Raw genomic sequence first — 19,131 nt, 5'->3', positions numbered from 1 at the left:
ATTTTTAAAACAAAAAAATATAGTCAACTTTATTGACCACATTATGCATATTACATTAGAATTTTAATAAAGTCAATTTAATTGACTTTATTTTTGTTTTATAGTAAAGAAAACCCTAGGCTTGTCCTAGGGTTCCAAAAAGCTTTCAGCGTGGTATAAAAAAACTCTTCCGAGGTGCTAATATATTTTCGGTTCGCCAACCAAAATATCAGCATACGGAGGAGTTTATATGTCAAAAGACACTAATAGTTTAGCACACACAACTTGGAATTGTAAGGATCACATTGTATTTGCACCGAAGTATAGAAGACAGGTAATTTATGGGGAAATTAAAAAGGACATTGTGAAATACTCCGAACTCTCTGGGAAAGAAAAGGTGTGGTAATTATAAATCTATATTTTTTCACGAATCCAATCTAGCATTAACAATCTCCATCTGCATTACATTGAAGTCCAGCTAACTCATTCTCTTTACTCTTTTCTAGTTCTTGATCAATCGCCTTTGCTAATATTTCTTTGCTAGTAAATCCTTGAATGATCTCGTCGCCAATCATGAACGTTGGAACAGCCATAATTTGTGCTTCTTCATGGGCATGTATTATCGCTTTTTGATGCATTTCTCGGTACTTTCGTGATACTAATGCTTCTTTAAATGCATCCTGAGAAAGTCCCGCTTCTTCCGCTAATTTTGTTAACACTTCGATGTCTTCAATATTTTGTTCCTCTTGGAAATGTGCAATAAACACTCTATGGTGAAACTCATTTCCTTTTCCATGTTCCATTGCAAATTGATAACCTTCAAACGCAAGGTGCGTATACGAACGAAAATGTGGTAACTTTATTTATAATCCTAATTTCTTAGCAGTAGGATAAATAAATGAATTCCAAGCTTCCATTACACGAGGTTGTGTCCGTGGATCAATTTTCGGAGATGGACTAGGACGCAATTCAAATGGCATCCATTCTACTTCTACATCTTTTTCCTTTACAACCTCATCCAAAGTACCTGTTGCTAAAAAACAAAATGCGCATACAAAATCAGAATAAACTTTAATTTTTATAGTCATATAAACGTTCCCTCATTTTACCTTCTATCGCCCTATTTGTAACTGCGAAAGTTACAAATAGGGCGATAGAATATACATTTGAATTGTACCTACATCCTTACTGCGAAGAATTTACTTTATCTTGGTTCGATGTCAATGTGGCACCACAATGAATTTACAATAATTTTTTAAAACTATACTCCATTTCTCCAGCTAGAGCTTCAGGAGTATCACCAGTTTCTCTGAAATCATGTGTATGAATTTTTTCAAACGGGCCAAAATTTACTTGTTTATAAAATTCAAAACAAGGGAATCCATCATGTGCACCTTCAATATCGACAGTACCATCTTTTTTAACATATACAGTTAAAAGATAATCAACAGGAGGTGCATATACATTTAATGGGTTGCTAGCACTTGCGCTCATTTGAAATTTGACGTCATCTGACCCCCATACAACATCAGTGCACAAAATGCCTTCGGTACTAGCTTTTCCTGATCTTTTATTAACGGAACCATCAGGAGTTGTGATTCTTTCAGTTGTTATGCCCGTATTCGCATATGAGAAAATGTCTTTTTTGTAAAAATCTACAACTACTTCTTGTTCCACTCTAGAACGCATAGCGTTTACCGCATAAGGTGTAAATTCACGTGAGTCACCTTCGAATTGGATTATGTTTCCCGTTTGAATATCTTTCTTAGGTTCAGTCCAAGACATTGGAATAAATACGCTCGCTCTAATTTTAACAATGTTAGTCATATAGAACCTCCATAGTATATTGATTTTTTAATGAATCATATTTCTTTTAAAAAAAAACAAAATAGTCAACTTGATTGATGATATTATGTATAGTACAAAGAGATTTAAATAAAGTCAACTTAATTGACTTTATTTAAGGAGGTTTTATGTATGGATAATCATCTAGTATTTGGTGAATTGGATCTTACATCACTTTTGTCATTATCCTTTAGTTCATCGATAAATGAGCTACATGATAAATTGAGTGAATTGGGATTTGGAGATCTTAGACCTGTACATGGTTTTATGTTTAAATGTATCACCCCTGATGGAGCAACTGGTATAGAACTAGCCGAATATTTAGGAATTACAAAGCAAGCTGTGAGTAAAATCGTGGATTTTCTTGAGAAAAGTGGTTATGTAATGCGCCAAACTCATCCCACTGATAAGAGAGGGAAAATTATTGTTTTGACCGAACGAGGCTGGTTAGCAATGAAAGTAAAAGATGAAATACTAACTGAGATTGAGCAACGTTGGATTGAAAACATAGGTACTGAACGAATGCAAATGCTCAAAGAGGATTTAACAAAATTAGTTTATGAAGCAAATGAAGGCAAATTATCATCGAGGATAAGACCTGTTTGGTAAATATAGAGTCTATAAAGGTGATCAACAACAGCCATTAACCTAGGAAACAGATAATCCCCAAAATGATAAAAGAAGATACTTTTCTGTCGCATTTGTAAAAAAAGGTAAAATGTATTGTTTTTACTTGCATACATTTGAACAATGTATATAATAGTAATTAATTTAATAGAAAAATGTTTTCTAGGGTTCCGCAGCTTTTTACTGGACTGGTCCGAGAGAAAACTCACAGTATTGACTGTGTCACGGAAGGATAAAAGCCTGGGAGATAACTGTTTAACAGATATCTCAAGGGCTTTTATTTTTTTGGGACATATTATTTTTAAGGGAGTGAAAACGAATGAATTGGCTTAAAGTTTTTATTGCGGCATTCTTTGAAGTATTTTGGGTTATCGGATTGAAACATGCAGATGATGTATGGACTTGGACGGGGACGATAGTTTCCATTATTATAAGCTTTTATTTAATGATTATGGCTGGGAAGAAGCTTCCTGTTGGAACGGTTTATGCTGTTTTTGTTGGTATGGGAACAGCTGGAACTGTCTTGTCAGAAATACTCTTTTTCGGAGAACCTTTGAAAATGTCTAAGATCATCCTTGTGTTAATTTTATTATGCGGAGTCGTTGGTTTAAAGCTTGTTACAAAGGATGAAGAGATGAAGGCAGAGGAGGGGAAAGCTTCATGAGTTGGGTTTATCTTGTTTTAGCAGGTATTTTTGAAATGATTGGCGTAACGATGATCAACAGCTTCCATAAAAATCGTAATTGGCAATCTTTTTGTATGCTGCTTTCTGGATTTGGAGCTAGTTTTATTTTTCTTGCCCTTGCGATGAGAGAATTGCCAATGGGAACAGCATATGCCATTTGGACTGGTATTGGTGCATCAGGTGGAGCTATATTAGGAATGGTTTTATACGGGGAGCCAAAGGATTGGAAAAGAGTCGTGTTTATTTTAATGGTGCTAGGTGCGGCTGTTGGCCTTAAGCTTACTTCATAGCAAAGAGCTCGCGACAAAGCGAGCTCATGCTTTTAAGACCATTCTGACTGTATTTAGTAAATGGTCATCAAAATCTTCTTCGAATTCGGAAAGAACCTTAAAACCTTTAGCATCATAGAAAGCTTTGCCAATTTTATTGTCTTTTTCAACATTGATAAATACCTGACTTACATCTTTTGCATGTTTTATTCCTTCATGTAAAAGGGCAGAACCAATTCCTTTTCCTTGGTACTCTGGAAGTAAAAAAATAGCCCCTAATTCCATTTGTCCATCCTCTTTTACAGGCGAGAAATTAGCAAAACCAACAATATATCCATCCACTTCTGAAACATATATAAACGACTGATCGATCCTTCTTTTCATCATTTCGTCGTTATAAGCGGATTTTAAAAAGTTCTCTTGTATATCCTTTGGAATAATTCCATCATATGTATGATTCCAGCTTGTTTTTGCTACTTTCTGAACTTGCGGAATATCCTCAACCGTCATCTTTCGAATGAAAAAGTCCATATGCAATAAGCCTTTCGATATAATTTTTTCTGTGAACACTTTCCAAAATAGAGTAAATCATAAATTTCCTCTTTTAATTACCAATTTTAACAAAATGGATTAGCTATTTATATACTTAATATTAAAATTTTTTAAAAAATATTTTTTTATTTCTTGGTGATACTTTTATAGAAAAAGCTATAATGATACTAATGAAATTTTTAGGCAGGTGATGAAATGCCACAAAAAACAATTATATTTACTGGAGGGGGATCTGCAGGACATGTAACCCCTAATATAGCCGTTATGAATGAACTTGATAAAAGGAAATGGAATATCTCATATATTGGGTCAAAAAACGGAATAGAAAAAGAATTGATATTAAAAATGAATATTCCTTATTATGAAATATCAAGCGGGAAGCTAAGGAGATATCTTGATTTTGAAAATGTAAAGGATGTTTTCCGTGTTGGAATTGGCTTTATGGAAGCCAGATCCATTTTAAAGAGGCTAAAGCCAGATCTAGTATTTTCTAAAGGCGGATTTGTTTCTGTGCCTGTTATCATGGCAGCAAGTTCATTGAAGATTCCGATCTTCATCCACGAAAGTGATATGACACCAGGACTTGCTAATAAAATATCTCAGCGTTTTGCAACAAAGATTTTTACTTCGTTTGAAGAGGCTGTAGCATTTTTTCCTCAAAAAAAGGCAGTCGCTATTGGTTCCCCAATCAGACGCGATATTTTTAACGGTTCATCCATTAAAGGGAAGGCTTACCTCGGATTCAATGATGAACGTCCTATCTTAACCATCATGGGTGGAAGTCTAGGAGCGAAAAAAATAAATGATACAGTTAGATTATCTATTGATGCGTTAACTAAAAAATATCAAATTGTTCATTTATGTGGAAAGGGTCATTTAGATGAAGGCCTTTCTACTAAAAATAACTATAAACAATTCGAATATATTCATGAAGAATTACCAGATATATTAGCAGCTACAAATTTAATCATAACAAGAGGCGGGTCCAATGCTATATTTGAATTTTTAGCTCTACAAATTCCTATGTTGATTATTCCGCTTACAAAAAAACAAAGCAGAGGGGATCAACTATTAAATGCAAAATCCTTTAATGGAAAAGGATATGCAATAACATTAGAAGAAGAAAATCTAACTGGCCACTCACTCATCCAAGCCTTAGGTTTTATCGAACAAAACAAATTAAACATGATCAAGAAGATGAAAGACTCTAGCATGGAGGACGCCTTGACAGTGCTGGTGAAGGAGATTAATCAAATATGAAGTAATAGATGACGCTTCCTTGTATTGAAGCGTATTTTATTTGTATTTCAAATAGAGTGGTTTTGGAAAAAACAACTTAATAAATGTTAAAATGTAGAAAATTAAATCAATAATTTTCCCATTAAATATCCATACTACTTTTTGAGGTGAAGTTTATGTACAAATTGTTATCACACAATGACTTGGATGGAGTTGGATGCGGTATTTTAGCAAAGATTGCATTTGGAGATCAGGTAAAAGTCCGATACAATTCCATATCAAGTCTAAACCGAGAAGTAGAATGGTTTTTAGAAAATGATCAAAAAGATACCTATTTGTTTATAACAGATTTGTCTGTAAATGAAGAGAATGAAAAAAGATTAGAAGCTTTTTTTAAAGCTGATGGTAAAGTTCAGTTGATTGATCATCATAAAACTTCTATTCATTTTAATGATTATGGGTGGGCACATGTTGTTGTTGAAGATGAGGAGGGAAAATTAACCTCGGCAACCTCCCTTTTTTATGAGCATCTTGTAACTCATCAATTAATTAGACCTTCTGACACCTTAGCGGAGTTTGTTGAACTCGTAAGACAATATGATACATGGGAATGGGAGAAAAATAACAATCATCACGCACACCGTCTAAATGCTTTGTTTTTTCTAGTATCGATTGAGGAATTTGAAGAAAAAATGATAGACAGATTGATATCAAGCGCACATTTTTATTTTGATGATTTTGAAATGAAAATACTGGATATGGAAGATGCGAAAATCGAACGCTACATCCGACGAAAAAGAAGGGAAGTCGTTCAGACAAAAATAGGTGCACATTTTGCCGGCATTGTTTATGCTGAATCCTATCATTCAGAGCTGGGAAATGAGCTGGGAAAAGAATTTCCGCATCTTGATTATATAGTTATTTTAAATATGGGAGGAAAACGTGTAGGATTTCGAACAATTCATGATCATATTGATTTGTCAGAAGTAGCAGGCCATTTTGGAGGGGGCGGTCATGCAAAAGCATCGGGCTGCTCATTAACAGAGGAAGCTTACAAGAAGTTTGTAGCAGGTACATTTCTCCTGGAACCGCTGCGAGAAGATGCGAAGCAAAATCGGTATAACTTGAAACGATCTTCGTTCGGCTCACTCTATAAAAACCGAAAAGATGATATCTTTTTTGTCTATTCTATCAATGAACATGAATGGATGATCGAAAAAAATAGGATCAAAATGGATGGGGATTTTGCAAACTTTGAGGAAGCGGAAAAGTTCTTAAAGAGAAATGATGAGGCATGGCTTGCATGGGATGATACATTTGTTAGCTTTTTAATGGATGGATTGAAAAGGGATAAATAAAATAGATAATCAACGTTTTTTTCTTTAAAGGGAGGGGGCTATCTTAATGGAATTGTTTCAATTTGACAAATCATCTGGTAAATACATAGATCATTATAATTCTAATTTCATTATGTCAAGAATCGTTAAAACAGAAAAAGCATCACAAATTGGCTGCATGCACTTAGATGCAAATGGAATAATTGGCTTCCATCAAGCCGTTGTCCCACAACTGCTCCTTGTTGTTAATGGAGAAGGGTGGGTTCGAAGCGACGATGGATTAAAAGTAAAGATAAAGAAAGGTGAAGCCGTATTTTGGGAAAAAGGTGAAGGGCATGAAACTACAACGGATAAGGGACTAACAGCAATTGTTATTGAATCCGAAGAGCTTACGCCATCTGCCTTTATGTTGAAAAAAGATTAGATATTAATATCATTCATTTTGATCACCGAAATGTAAATTTGTCAAAATCCCCCTTTTTCTAATAAATATGAAATGATATGATAAGAATATATGTTCGGGATGGGGTTATGATCATTAGAAGTGAATTAGATATCATACGGCTAATTGAAAAAGATCAATGGATGATCGAAATTTTACAAGCTGTAAAGTCATTGGAATTATCAGATAACTGGGTCTGTGCCGGTTTTGTTCGTTCTAAAGTTTGGGATACATTGCATGGTTTTGAAGAAAGAACACCAATTCCAGATATTGATGTGATTTATTTTGATAAAGATAATATTGATGAAATGAAAGAGAAAATTCTTGAAGAAAAACTAAGGGAGCTAATCCCAAATATTCCTTGGTCAGTGAAGAACCAGGCAAGGATGCATGTTGTTAATAATTTTCCGCCTTATTCATCATCTTTTGATGCCATTTCTAAGTTTCCAGAGACCGCAACCGCTTTAGGTGTAAAGTTAAATGAGGAAGGCAAAGTGATACTAATAGCTCCTCATGGAATAGCTGATGTGATCAATTTAGAATTAAAGCCAACACCTTATTTTGTTGGAACTCAAGATCTGATAGAAATATATAGAAATAGAATGTTCAAAAAGAGATGGAAATCGATATGGCCAATGATAAAAATGAATAGCTTGTAAAAAAGAAGGAGATTATCCTTCTTTTTTTCTATCAATTTTCAAGACTAAAGTAATAAGATTGATGAATATACTCATCATGATTTGAACACTTTTCCTTTTTATGTAAAATAATTATTCTTAGGAAATAAAAAAAGTATGATGCTTTTATCTAAGGGAAAACTACCCTAATATAGGAGGATGTGAAAAGCATGATTCGGACTTTTGCTGTTACAAATGATCATAAGCTTTTAGAGGATATAGTGTTAGACCGACTAAATGATTCAAATATTAAATGGTTTTGGATTGACTTTGAAACTCCTAATGAAGGAGAAATGATGGTTCTAAAAACACATTTTAATTTTCATCCTTTAGCAATTGAGGATTGTATGCATTTACTGCAACGACCAAAATTGGATTACTATGAGGGTTATGATTTTTTTGTATTACACTCTTTAAACCAAAATACACTTTTCCCAGAAGAAGTTGATGTATTTGTTGGTAAAAACTTTATCATTACATTCCATTTATCCCCGTCACCTGAAATCGTAATGGTTCGACAGAGATTAAAAGAGGAGAATAAGATACAAAGAAAAGGTGCCCTGCACATTTTTTATTTATTAATGGACAAGATAGTCGATGAGTATTTTCCAGCGCTTTATAAAATTGAAGATGATTTAAATGAAATAGAAATGAAAGATGCCAATCGGAATTTAATGGAAGAGGTTTTTGGGATAAGGAGCCAGCTGTTAAAATTACGACGAACCATTTTACCAATGCGAGAATTGCTTTATCGAATCTTAAACTCTGAACGGGTGATTATTCCAAAAGATGAAAGAGCTTATTTTATGGACATATATGATCATTTGCTTAAGCTTTCAGAGATGATTGAATCAAACCGTGAATTGACAAATGATCTTCGAGACAGCTATATTTCTCTAAATTCTGATCGAATGAATAATATTATGAAGACATTGACTGTCATGTCATCTATTTTTATTCCTCTTACATTTATTGCAAGCATTTATGGTATGAACTTTGAAAATATGCCAGAGCTAAGCTGGCAGTGGGGCTATTTTGGAGTATTAGGAGTAATGCTTACAGTTGGATCGGGCTTGTTAATTAGTTTATGGAGAATGGGATGGTTTAAATAATACATATAATAAATATTGCAATTATAGAATCATTATTATCGTTAATAGACATTCTAAAGGCATCGTATTCAAAAACTAATTTATAACTTGACTTTTGAATAATGAGTTTAACATTACTATGCAATAAGGAAAAACAATAAATACGGAAGTGATAACACCAGGAGTAAGTGAACGAAATAAGATAGACTGCCCAATATGAGTAAATACATGAAGAAGGAAAATGATAATAATAATAGTAAAGAAATAAATGTTGCCAAGTGAACCATGATTAACATATTGAATTGCCATAAAAGTAGAACTACTAACAAACAGAAAGATAACCAATACCGAAACAGAAAATTGTGCTGTTGTCATTGAAAATTGATTGATGACTCGATTAGCCATTCTTCTCGGTAATCTTTCATAAATGACATCTGAATTTTTTTTCATCCACTTTTCAACCATAATAATTTCTTCAAAATCATGAAGGATAAATATAATTGGAAATAGCCAGATAAGTGTTTGAACATCAATCCATTGTTCCATAGTCTTCACCCATTCTAATTATTATTACTCACAATAAATAACAGTACAAAGCTAATGATTGCTGGGTAAAGCTGGCATTCTGTACAAATTCATAATCAAGATATTGTTATAGAGGCTATAAAGAACAAATCCTTAAACGAAAAGATAACATCGATAATAAAGGAAATTTGCAGAAAAACTCATGATAATATGAAAGAAAATGTAAACTTTAACATCAAAAAGAAATCTGCATAGAAATTAAATCGATTTTTACGTCTGCACCCACTACAAAATTGAGGACAGTTTTTTATAAGTCATTATTTAATTCTACTAAAAGACTCCCTATTTCTTTTCCATTAATGACCTCATCTGCATACATATCGAAATCAGTTGGTTCCCAATTTACAATTACTAATTTTGCGCCATTTTCTTTCGCGATAAGTGGAAACTGATTTGCCGGTGTAACACTTAGCGAGGAGCCTAATACGATAAAAAGTTCGGATTTTCTCGCTTCATTTAAGGCAAATTCGAAGGGCGCTTCAGGTAAAGATTCCCCAAATAACACAATCGAAGGACGAAGTATTCCTCCGCACTCACAATAATAGGCTTGATTAAGATATTCTTCACTGCTGTATACCTTTAAACAAGACTGGCAATGAAGCTTTTGCAATGTGCCATGAAGTTCTGCTACTTTTTTATTTCCTGCTGCTTGATGGAATCCATCAACATTTTGTGTAATAATTGATTTGATTACGCCAGTCTTTTCCCATTCAGCTAAAATATTATGCCCTTTATGTGGCTGACATTCCTTTACTCCTAAAACACGTTCCCGATAAAAGGCTATAAATTCTTCAACATCATCATTCAATGCTCTTGTACTAGCAATTTTGCTAGGATCTTTTTTATTCCATAATCCTTGTTTAGAAGAGCGAAAATCTGGTAAACCACTTTCAGTTGACATGCCTGCACCTGTAAATACAACCGTATACTTCGACTCATTTAGCCATTTTGGTAATAACATATACTGATCCTCTTTTCATTCGATCATATTATTCATTTATTTTAACATATACTTTTATTTAACAAGAAGATTCACGATTTTATTCGATTTTCAGCTTTGTTTGATTGACAACCAATCAAACAATATGATATTAAAATATTAAGATTAGCACTCTGATTGGAAGAGTGCTAATCATCCAGTTTTAAATTTGGAGAGGAGCGGTTATTTTGGAAAAAAAGCAATTTCAAGCAGAATCGAAAAGGCTATTAGAAATGATGATTAACTCTATTTACTCGCAGAAAGAGGTTTTTTTAAGAGAGTTAATTTCAAATGCAAGTGATGCTATTGATAAAATCTATTATAAAGCATTAACAGATGATACATTAACTTTTAATAAAGACAGTTATTACATAAAAGTTATTCCTAACAAAGCGAACAGAACATTAACTATAATTGATACCGGAATTGGTATGTCGAAAGAAGATCTTGAAAATAATCTTGGAATCATTGCCAAGAGTGGTTCATTAGCTTTTAAATCTGAAAATGAACTAAAAGATGGTCATGATATTATTGGCCAGTTTGGTGTTGGATTCTATGCTGCATTTATGGTAGCTGATGTTGTTACAGTAATTAGCAAAGCATTAGGACAAAAAGAGGCTTACAAATGGGAATCTGAAGGTGCAGATGGATACACGATTACACCTTTTGAGAAAGAACAGGTTGGTACAGAAATCATCCTGAAAATTAAAGAGAATATAGAAGAAGATAATTTCGATGAGTACCTTGAGGAGTATCGATTAAAAGCGATCATTAAGAAATACTCTGACTTTATCCGCTATCCAATTAAAATGGATATGACCGGAAAAAGACCGAAAGAAGGAAATGAAACTGAATTAGAGGACTATACGGAAGAACAAATTATTAATAGCATGGTTCCGATTTGGAGAAAAAATAAAAATGAGTTAACGACAGAGGATTATGAAAAGTTTTATACTGAAAAACACTATGGATTCGACAAGCCGTTAAAACATATTCACATTAGTGTAGACGGGACAATTAGATACAATGCCATTCTTTATATCCCTGAGAAAATTCCGTTTGATTACTATTCAAAAGAATTTGAAAAGGGACTTGAGTTATATTCGAATGGTGTATTAATTATGAATAAATGCTCTGACCTGCTGCCAGATTACTTTAGCTTTGTTAAAGGAATGGTAGATTCTGAAGATTTATCTCTCAACATTTCTAGAGAAATGTTACAGCATGATCGTCAGTTGAAGTTGATTGAGAAAAACTTGAACAAAAAAATTAAAAGCGAATTGTTAAGCGTACTGAAAAATGAACGAGAGAAGTACGAAGAATTCTATAATTCCTTTGGAAGACAGTTAAAATTCGGAGTTTATAATGACTTCGGAACTCATAAAGAAGTTTTGCAGGACTTAATCATGTTCTATTCTTCAAAAGAGAAAAAGATGGTCACGCTAGATGAATATGTTTCTAGAATGACGGAGGATCAAAAGTATATTTACTATGCTTCTGGTGAATCAAATGAAAGAATTGAAAAGCTGCCGCAAACAGAATTATTAGCAGAAAAGGGCTACGAAATACTATATTTCACTGATGATATCGATGAATTCGCCATTAGAATGCTAATGAATTATAAAGAAAAAGAATTCAAATCTGTTTCAAGCGGAGACCTAGGCATTGATGAAGATGAGAATCAAAATGCTGACGAAAATGAACAAAACGAAAATAAAGAGCTTTTTGACTTTATGAAAAATGTTTTAGCAGACAAAGTTAAAGATGTAAGGCTTTCAAAAAGATTAAAGTCACATCCAGTTTGTCTTGCTACGGATGGGGAAATTTCGATTGAAATGGAAAAAGTACTAAATTCCATGCCAGATAATCAAAATATTAAAGCTGACAAGGTATTAGAAATAAATAATAATCATGAAGTATTCCAATCATTAGTAACAGCTTACACTAATGATAAAGAGAAATTGAAATTATATACAAATCTGCTCTATAATCAAGCGTTATTAATTGAAGGGTTGCCAATCAATGACCCTGTTGAATTTACGAACGATATTTGTAAGGTAATGGTTTGATTGTAAAGGGAGTGTAGAAACGATTCGCAGTTCCAGGAGCTGCAAAGGGATATTAATCATTGTAAGAACCTATCAATAGGATAGGTTCTTATTTCATTTATAAAGTTGTTAGTTCGTATTATTGGTATACATCTGTCAGGTACAAATAACTAAATTTTTTTCTGTTGTATAGGACAAGTTTGGATTTGGGAAGGCTGAATGGTAAGGAGGCGATGTTTAGATGGAGACGTTTGAGGCTTTATCTTTAATGATTAGCTTTGGTATGTTGGTAATCGCCGTTCTAGAATTTAGAGACAAGGATAAGAATTCTTGAACACGCTGAAAAGGCGTGTTTTTTTCTGTAAATCGTGTTCAAGATTTTCTAATAAATAGAATCAAATGCTGATTAATTATGTTATCATTAAATAGGAAAATAAATCCATTAACATGTTATAAATGGGGGGTTATGATGACAGGAACGATCGCAGTTATTATGATATTTTCAATTCCAATTATCGCAATTGTGACAGATCATTTTCAAAAACAATCAAAAGTGAAGCATAAAATGATTCAAGATCAACTCGAACTTGAGAAGCTAAAACACGAAAATTATTTAATTGAAACACAAAAAATGCGAATAGAACTTGAACAAATGCAGATTGAAGACTCTCATAGTAAGAAAAAATTGTTATAATAGATGTGGCCTTTCTTTCAGAGAGGTCTTTTTCTATGACAACATTTTTAGTTGATTTAAAAGGAGAAGCCGTTGATGAAGACCTTCCATACGGACCACTTGAAACGATTTGGCAATTTGACGCGGATCTAACAGCAAGACATAAGTTTCCAGCGGTTAACCCAATCTACTCTACTTCTTCTGTACTCGAAGGAGCTCATCTAGATCAAACTCATCTCACTATCCAACAGCGCGCACAAAAACTTCTGCGCCGGTACCGGGAGCTTCGTTCATTAGTCAATGCAGGCGGCATGGAGCGAATCCCAGCATCAGAAATCCAAACTTTTAAACGTGGAGAAAGACTTGAAGCTTATTTAACACAGCCATTTTATGTAGCAGAAGAGTATACAGGGAAGAAGGGGGAAATCAGTCCGTTTACATGAAACATTACAAATTTCCCGAACGAGAAAGCCCACACCGGGCATAGCCTGTCTTAGACGTGGGATGAAAGTGAGGTCAGATACGGAGTGCCGCTAAAAAGTCTAATTGTTAGCGGTACTTCAAGTATCTGAAGATTAATATAGAAACATATGTTCTTTTTTCTGTAAATCTGATATAATAGGAATAACATTAAACAAACAAAACAAAATAATCAGTTTTGTAATTTAAAGAAATATTGGGTTAGAAACGAGCCCAGCAGTCGATAAGCACCGCTGACTGAGGTGTTTGGCTGCGGAAGTCTTGAGCAAACGCTTTGTAGTGTCTATATGTTGTACCCTATTTGATGGATTAAAATGGGGGAGAGTATAGAAGAAACAAGCTAGTCGTTCAAGAACCCCATTGCTTTAGCTGTGGGAGTTTCAGATGATGTAAGAAAGATACTAGACGGTGCAGTTGATTCTTTAGAAATTGAACAAATAAATTATATTGGTCAGTTGATAGAAAAATAATTTATCGCAGATTAACGGGCAGTAAGACCCCCACTACAAGGTTGCGAGAGAATCAAAGAAACCTAAGTGGGGGATCAACTGCCCGTAAAGGCCCGACGACGGACACTACGTCCTAGTCAGGCGAAAGCCACAGGACGTGGCGTTTTGAGCGTGATTGGTTCAACTAACCATCAGTGGGGGATGAAAGAACCCCCCACTGATGGAAGTTTCACTTTATTCAAAGGAGTAAGAAATGAAAGTAAGAATGTTAGCTATTGACGAAAAGCCTCCAATTGATTTGTTATTATTAGCAGATCCTTCCATAGAAATGATCGAGGATTACATTCATATGGGGGAATGCTATGTTTCAGAGTGGGATGGAAGCATTCAAGGAGTTTTCGTATTGCTTTCAATTCGGCCTGGAATTGTTGAGCTAGTCAATGTGGCTGTATCAAAGGAACATCAGGGCAAAGGCTATGGCAAGAAATTGGTTTTAGCTGCAATCGACATAGCAAAGTCAAAAGGCTATAAAACGATTGAAGTTGGAACTGGCAATTCAAGTATAGACCAGCTCGCACTTTATCAAAAATGCGGATTTCGAATGATGTGGATAGACAAGGATTTTTTTATACGCCACTATAATGAATTAATCTATGAAAATGGAATTCAATGTGTTTATATGGTCCGGTTATCGTTGGATCTTTATTAGAATGATAAAACAAAGTTTTTGATGAACCCTTTGTCTGGGTTCTTTTTTTCTCAAAAGAAGGGAAAAAATAGAAACACATTGAAATATAATCTGACTTAGATCAGGAAAAGCGAATTCAAATCTTTGAGAGGTAGGTTGGTTCCAATACTTTTTTTCTAGCAGCTTGCCAAGTTTATGGCTTCATACCAAGGGCAATTTATGATGGAGAAACCTTAATCGGTTTTGCATCACAAGGTTTGAATAAGGAAACAGAAAGATACGAATTAATAAGCCTAATGCTTGGACATGCATTCCAGAGAAAGGGTTATGGGCTCCCGATATTAATGGCAGTTATTGACGAAATGGCTGAAATGTATCCATGTAAAGAAATATATTTGTCCGTTATTTATAATAATAAGGCTGCCATACATTTATACGAGAAAATAGGGTTTAAGCCAACCGGAGAGATTGAGGAAGGGCATCATCCAGAACCTATTTATCGTTTAGATATGAATGATTACTAAAGCCAAAAAATATAAGGGAAAAAAGTCTCTAAGATTCTTGTAAAGCTCTTATAAAAATAAGAGCTTTACAAGAATCTTTTATTATTAAGAATATCCCTAAGCTACATTAACTTTGTGTTAAAATTAGTAATTTTTCTGCTATTCTTGCACCAAAATAATTATAATATATAAGAATCAATTGACTTTTTTTGCACGAAAATTTGTGTTAAAATAACTTTCTGGTTTTAGTCTAAAAACTTAAGCAGCTCTTTTTTTTGAAAGACACATCATAAACATCCTTTTTAGAAAAGGAGAAGGAGTACGTATGTCAGTAAAAACAGAAAATAACAATGAAGCATTTTCCATTAAAACCATCATAGGACCGCTATTAGCTGTCATTGTTGGTATGATAATGGTAATTCTTGATAGTACGGCGATGAATGTTGCCTTGCCTGGAATAGTGGAAGATTTTAATTCTGATGTTTCGACTATGCAATGGTCCATAACAGGTTACACACTTGCATTATCAGCTGTCATTCCTTTAGCTGGTTGGATGACAGACCGATTTGGGGCAAAAAGGATATTTTTAATTACAATCGCCTTGTTTACACTTGGTTCCGTTCTATGCTCTGTTGCACAAACCCCTGAACAGCTTATCCTCTATCGGGTTATTCAAGGGCTGGGGGGAGGAATGGTAGCACCAATAGGAATGGCCATTATTTTCCGACTTGCACCTCCTGATAAGATAGGTGCTATAATGGGAACACTTGGGGTTCCGATGCTATTAGCACCGGCACTAGGGCCTGTTTTAGCAGGATATCTTGTAGAATACGTTACTTGGCATTGGATTTTCCTTATTAATTTGCCAATCGGTATTATTGCAATTTTGGTTGGAATGAAATTTTTACCGGAAGTTGAACGAAAGACCGTTCCATCCCTTGATTATTTAGGAATTATATTAGCACCTATCGCATTCGCAATGCTAGCCTATGGAGTGAGTGAAGGGGGCAAAAGCTGGACTTCAACGGAAACTCTTACCGGATTAATTGTAGGTGGAGTTGCTCTCATTCTATTCATTATCGTCGAACTTCGTCAAAAGCAGCCTTTATTAGAGCTGAGAGTTTTTGGATCTTCTGACTTTAGAAAAGGGATTGTGATTGCATGGATTTCCCAAATCGCATTATTTGGGGTTATGATTATTGTCCCGTTATTTTTACAAACAGTAAGAGGTTACGGTGCATTAGATACTGGTTTAATTCTACTTCCACAAGCTCTAGCATCAGGTGTTATGATGCCAATCGGAGGGCGTTTATATGATAAAATAGGTGCTCGTCCATTAGCTATAACAGGCTTGTCTATTATTACTGCAGCGCTTGTTATGCTTTCACGAATTTCTATGGATACAACTACTGGATATATCATTGCATGTTTAGTAATGATGGGAGCAGGAATGGGACTATCCATGATGGCGATTAATACCCATGTTCTTCAGTCCGCTCCAAAACATCTTGTAAGTCGCGTCACACCATTAACAACTGCGGCCCAACAAGTAATGGTTTCATTTGCAGTAGCAGGTATGACTGGGTTCCTAACGTCAAGAATTACTGATCATATGACAGAAATAACTAACCCAATTGAAGCTACCGTTTCTGCCTATGGTGACACGTTCCTTCTAGCTGCAGGGATTGCATTCGCAGGGGCACTTCTAGGAACAATCCTTAGTAGACCAAAACAACAGCCGGAACATACACCAGATGATGAAACAAAAGAAGCGAATGCCTCAATGATGGCAGGACATTAAAAAGTAAAATGGATGATCTTTCTATCTAATAAATTGATCTTCCGTAATCGGGCGTTATCCTTGAACAAGGATAACGCTCATTTTTTAAACTAAATTTAAACTACAGGTCACCTCAATTTTCCTTTTGCTGAGTAAACTGGAATTTGAGGTGATTTTATTTTTATAAAAAATGGGGAATTATTAAAGTTCTCTTCGTAACCACTATTTTGTTTAAAAGGTCAACCAGAAATATCTGGTTAAGCTTATTTACGATCGGGAGCAATTTTGCAGGGCTTTATTACTTAAACGAGAAGGGTGAATGTTTTTTGAGCTTATATCATAAGAAACATATGAGGCCAGAAATAGCCGATAAAACATATTTGACTAAAGGATGGGGCTATGTTGCAGCTCTTGCACTGTTGCCTTATGCGATTTTAAAATCGCTTTGGGCATGGGGATCAACGGTAGGAATTACAACAAAACAAGCTGTAGAAAACGTAGCAGGGTTTGGTGAAACATTAAAGGAAGGACCGGCTTTTCTATATACGTTATATACCATCGGATTAGACTTCACAGCTATCTTGGCGATACTGGCATCTATATTTGCTTTAGCTCTCGTGACTTCCTGGGGGGAGAAACTACCAAAATGGTTATTAATCATACCAGGATGGTCAGTTGGAATGTTGACAGTTCTAATTAGCTTCTTGACAGTTCTTCAATTTTTAGGAGTGCTTCCAAAGGGATACAACGAAGGATTAGCAAGTTGGGTGTATGTGGTAACGTATGGTGGATTGTTCTTGTGGGGAGTAACTGTATTTATGGCGACTCTATCGTTCCAGCATCGGATGAGAAACAAACAGTCTATTGAAAAAAGGTATATTAGTCAATAATCTACTTCGAGTGCCATGTGTGTGAAAGCCTATAGGACTATAAGTTAAAGAGGTGAAAATCAAAAATGAAATATGACTTTATTATATCAGGAGGTGGGATTGCTGGATTGACAACAGCAATTGCATTGCAAAATGAAGGGTATCATGTCAAGGTACTTGAACGTATGAAAGAATTGAAAGTGGTTGGTGCAGGTCTGGGACTTGGCGCTAACGCTTGGAAAGGACTTGCGCATTTGGGGATTACAAATGACTTGGAAATGAACTGCAACCTCATAAAAAGTACGAAATTCCTAGATCAAAAAGGTAATTTGATAAGTGAAATGGACATTGATCGCTTAAACCGTAAATATGGAGTTGCTTATTTTACTATCCATCGTGCGGATTTGCAGAAAGTACTCATTCAACGACTTCTACCCGGAACACTTCAATATGGAAAAAAAATCATTAATTTTGAACAAAATGAAACTGGTGTTACGGTGTATCTGGAAGATGGAAAAAGCGTAGAGGGGGACGCGCTTATTGCTGCTGACGGCATTCATTCTGCCGTACGGAAAAAATGCCTTCCTGACATAAAACCACGTTATTCAGGTTATACATGTTGGCGTGCTGTAGTAAAAGTTCCGAATAAAAATTATGTACCGGGAGAATTTACTGAAACATGGGGTTCAAAGGGTCGATTTGGCATTGTTCCTCTAACGAACGATCAAATATATTGGTTCGCATGTGTCAACGCGCCTTTTCAAGACAAAGATTTCTCGGCTTTTAAAACGATTGATTTGTATCACCTATTTCATGATTATCATTCTCTTATACCGGAGATACTCAAATGGACTCCTGACGAAAACCTTATATGGAATGACATTATTGATCTGAAGCCGTTAAGCCGATTTGCCTTCGATAAGATGTTGCTAATAGGTGACGCTGCACACGCAACTACCCCTAATATCGGTCAAGGAGCAAGTCAAGCAATTGAAGATGCAATCATACTGAGCAATGTTTTAAAGAAGTACAAAAATATACAAGATGCTTTTTGTGAATTTGAAAAACAGCGAATTCCAAAGACAAAAAAGATTATCAATCTGTCATGGCGAATAGGAAAAGCCGCACAGTTAGAAAATCGACTTCAAATTCGTATTCGTAACTTAGTTATAAGAATACTGCCAGCTAAAATTCAAGAAAATCAGTTAGAAGCCGTTTTTCACACGGATTTTTAATTACAAAAGACCATTTTGTCATGATTTAGATCACCTGCCGCATTGAGAAGCTCATCTTTGATCACATCCATTGGACGTACTATTAATATATTAGATTTT

General features: G+C 34.8%; 20 protein-coding genes, 3 pseudogenes and 1 riboswitch. Of the genes and pseudogenes, 18 read left to right on the top strand and 5 right to left on the bottom strand.

Annotated elements, in window-relative coordinates; genetic code table 11:
* Positions 1-229: 229 nt before the first annotated feature.
* Positions 230-390 (top strand): annotated as a pseudogene (locus tag KHA94_RS05680) (transposase); the annotation flags it as partial.
* A gap of 32 nt (positions 391-422) precedes the next feature.
* Here the strand turns inward: KHA94_RS05680 and KHA94_RS05675 are convergent.
* Both KHA94_RS05675 and KHA94_RS05670 read right to left on the bottom strand, forming a co-directional pair.
* Positions 423-1,067 (bottom strand): annotated as a pseudogene (locus KHA94_RS05675) (DsbA family oxidoreductase).
* Between the two features lie 154 nt (positions 1,068-1,221).
* Complete coding sequence (locus KHA94_RS05670) at positions 1,222-1,806, bottom strand: DUF3238 domain-containing protein (RefSeq protein WP_213101107.1); 585 nt, start codon at positions 1,804-1,806, stop codon at positions 1,222-1,224.
* Between the two features lie 150 nt (positions 1,807-1,956).
* Here KHA94_RS05670 and KHA94_RS05665 point away from each other — a divergent pair, with 150 nt between their 5' ends.
* From KHA94_RS05665 to KHA94_RS05655, 3 genes are all read left to right on the top strand, one after another.
* Positions 1,957-2,433 (top strand): MarR family winged helix-turn-helix transcriptional regulator, encoded by a 477-nt coding sequence (locus tag KHA94_RS05665; RefSeq protein WP_213101106.1) that lies wholly within the window; start codon positions 1,957-1,959, stop codon positions 2,431-2,433.
* A 169-nt stretch (positions 2,434-2,602) separates the two neighbouring features.
* Positions 2,603-2,700: riboswitch (guanidine-I (ykkC/yxkD leader) on the top strand.
* 70 nt (positions 2,701-2,770) lie between these two features.
* Positions 2,771-3,115 (top strand): DMT family transporter, encoded by a 345-nt coding sequence (locus KHA94_RS05660; RefSeq protein ID WP_213101105.1) that lies wholly within the window; start codon positions 2,771-2,773, stop codon positions 3,113-3,115.
* A complete protein-coding gene (locus KHA94_RS05655; RefSeq protein WP_213101104.1) occupies positions 3,112-3,426 on the top strand; it encodes a DMT family transporter in 315 nt (104 codons plus the stop codon). Before KHA94_RS05660 ends, KHA94_RS05655 begins: the two co-directional genes overlap by 4 nt.
* Before the next feature lie 24 nt (positions 3,427-3,450).
* Here the strand turns inward: KHA94_RS05655 and KHA94_RS05650 are convergent, their stop codons facing one another.
* Entirely contained in the window at positions 3,451-3,936 is a 486-nt protein-coding gene (locus tag KHA94_RS05650; RefSeq protein WP_213101103.1) for a GNAT family N-acetyltransferase, read from the bottom strand.
* A gap of 216 nt (positions 3,937-4,152) precedes the next feature.
* On the opposite strand from KHA94_RS05650, the gene KHA94_RS05645 reads away from it, so the two are divergent.
* The 5 genes from KHA94_RS05645 to corA all read left to right on the top strand — a co-directional run bounded on the left by KHA94_RS05645 (position 4,153) and on the right by corA (position 8,764).
* On the top strand, positions 4,153-5,217 hold the full coding sequence (locus KHA94_RS05645) for an undecaprenyldiphospho-muramoylpentapeptide beta-N-acetylglucosaminyltransferase (RefSeq protein WP_213101102.1): 1,065 nt from the start codon (positions 4,153-4,155) through the stop codon (positions 5,215-5,217).
* 155 nt (positions 5,218-5,372) lie between these two features.
* Positions 5,373-6,554 carry a DHH family phosphoesterase gene (locus KHA94_RS05640; protein WP_213101101.1) on the top strand — a complete coding sequence of 394 codons (1,182 nt, stop codon included), beginning with the start codon at positions 5,373-5,375 and terminating at the stop codon, positions 6,552-6,554.
* A gap of 46 nt (positions 6,555-6,600) precedes the next feature.
* Positions 6,601-6,957: a cupin domain-containing protein gene (locus KHA94_RS05635; protein ID WP_213101100.1), complete on the top strand. Its 357-nt coding sequence runs from the start codon at positions 6,601-6,603 to the stop codon at positions 6,955-6,957.
* Positions 6,958-7,064: 107 nt separating this feature from the next.
* The gene (locus KHA94_RS05630; RefSeq protein WP_213101099.1) at positions 7,065-7,634 is read left to right on the top strand and encodes a nucleotidyltransferase family protein; all 570 of its coding nucleotides are present in this window, start codon (positions 7,065-7,067) and stop codon (positions 7,632-7,634) included.
* A 188-nt stretch (positions 7,635-7,822) separates the two neighbouring features.
* Positions 7,823-8,764: a magnesium/cobalt transporter CorA gene (corA, locus tag KHA94_RS05625; RefSeq protein WP_213101098.1), complete on the top strand. Its 942-nt coding sequence runs from the start codon at positions 7,823-7,825 to the stop codon at positions 8,762-8,764.
* Between the two features lie 75 nt (positions 8,765-8,839).
* On the opposite strand, the gene KHA94_RS05620 is transcribed toward corA, so the two are convergent.
* Together KHA94_RS05620 and KHA94_RS05615 are read right to left on the bottom strand one after the other, a co-directional pair.
* Positions 8,840-9,289: an HXXEE domain-containing protein gene (locus KHA94_RS05620; protein WP_213101097.1), complete on the bottom strand. Its 450-nt coding sequence runs from the start codon at positions 9,287-9,289 to the stop codon at positions 8,840-8,842.
* A 286-nt stretch (positions 9,290-9,575) separates the two neighbouring features.
* Entirely contained in the window at positions 9,576-10,289 is a 714-nt protein-coding gene (locus KHA94_RS05615) for an NAD-dependent protein deacylase (protein WP_213101096.1), read from the bottom strand.
* Positions 10,290-10,495: 206 nt separating this feature from the next.
* Here KHA94_RS05615 and htpG point away from each other — a divergent pair, with 206 nt between their 5' ends.
* The 9 genes and pseudogenes from htpG (at position 10,496) to KHA94_RS05575 (ending at position 19,032) form a co-directional block, all read left to right on the top strand.
* On the top strand, positions 10,496-12,376 hold the full coding sequence (htpG, locus tag KHA94_RS05610) for a molecular chaperone HtpG (RefSeq protein WP_213101095.1): 1,881 nt from the start codon (positions 10,496-10,498) through the stop codon (positions 12,374-12,376).
* A gap of 220 nt (positions 12,377-12,596) precedes the next feature.
* Positions 12,597-12,689, top strand: coding sequence for a putative holin-like toxin (locus KHA94_RS25865; RefSeq protein WP_249365320.1), 93 nt, complete (start codon positions 12,597-12,599; stop codon positions 12,687-12,689).
* 135 nt (positions 12,690-12,824) lie between these two features.
* On the top strand, positions 12,825-13,049 hold the full coding sequence (locus KHA94_RS05605) for a hypothetical protein (protein WP_213101316.1): 225 nt from the start codon (positions 12,825-12,827) through the stop codon (positions 13,047-13,049).
* A 35-nt stretch (positions 13,050-13,084) separates the two neighbouring features.
* A pseudogene (locus KHA94_RS05600) lies at positions 13,085-13,462 on the top strand (ATP synthase beta subunit C-terminal domain-containing protein); the annotation flags it as partial.
* 748 nt (positions 13,463-14,210) lie between these two features.
* Positions 14,211-14,666, top strand: a complete 456-nt coding sequence (locus KHA94_RS05595; RefSeq protein ID WP_213101094.1) for a GNAT family N-acetyltransferase — start codon at positions 14,211-14,213, stop codon at positions 14,664-14,666.
* A gap of 182 nt (positions 14,667-14,848) precedes the next feature.
* Complete coding sequence (locus KHA94_RS05590) at positions 14,849-15,169, top strand: GNAT family N-acetyltransferase (RefSeq protein WP_338030707.1); 321 nt, start codon at positions 14,849-14,851, stop codon at positions 15,167-15,169.
* Between the two features lie 304 nt (positions 15,170-15,473).
* On the top strand, positions 15,474-16,949 hold the full coding sequence (locus KHA94_RS05585; RefSeq protein ID WP_213101093.1) for an MDR family MFS transporter: 1,476 nt from the start codon (positions 15,474-15,476) through the stop codon (positions 16,947-16,949).
* Positions 16,950-17,254: 305 nt separating this feature from the next.
* Complete coding sequence (locus tag KHA94_RS05580) at positions 17,255-17,818, top strand: hypothetical protein (protein WP_213101092.1); 564 nt, start codon at positions 17,255-17,257, stop codon at positions 17,816-17,818.
* Between the two features lie 65 nt (positions 17,819-17,883).
* Positions 17,884-19,032, top strand: coding sequence for an FAD-dependent monooxygenase (locus tag KHA94_RS05575; RefSeq protein ID WP_213101091.1), 1,149 nt, complete (start codon positions 17,884-17,886; stop codon positions 19,030-19,032).
* The last annotated feature ends 99 nt before the right edge of the window (positions 19,033-19,131 follow it).

This window comes from Cytobacillus citreus, assembly GCF_018343665.1.
Classification (GTDB): Bacteria; Bacillota; Bacilli; order Bacillales; family Cytobacillaceae; genus Cytobacillus; species Cytobacillus citreus.
Note: the sequence above shows the minus strand (reverse complement) of the source record. Positions and strands in the feature narration are given on the sequence as shown.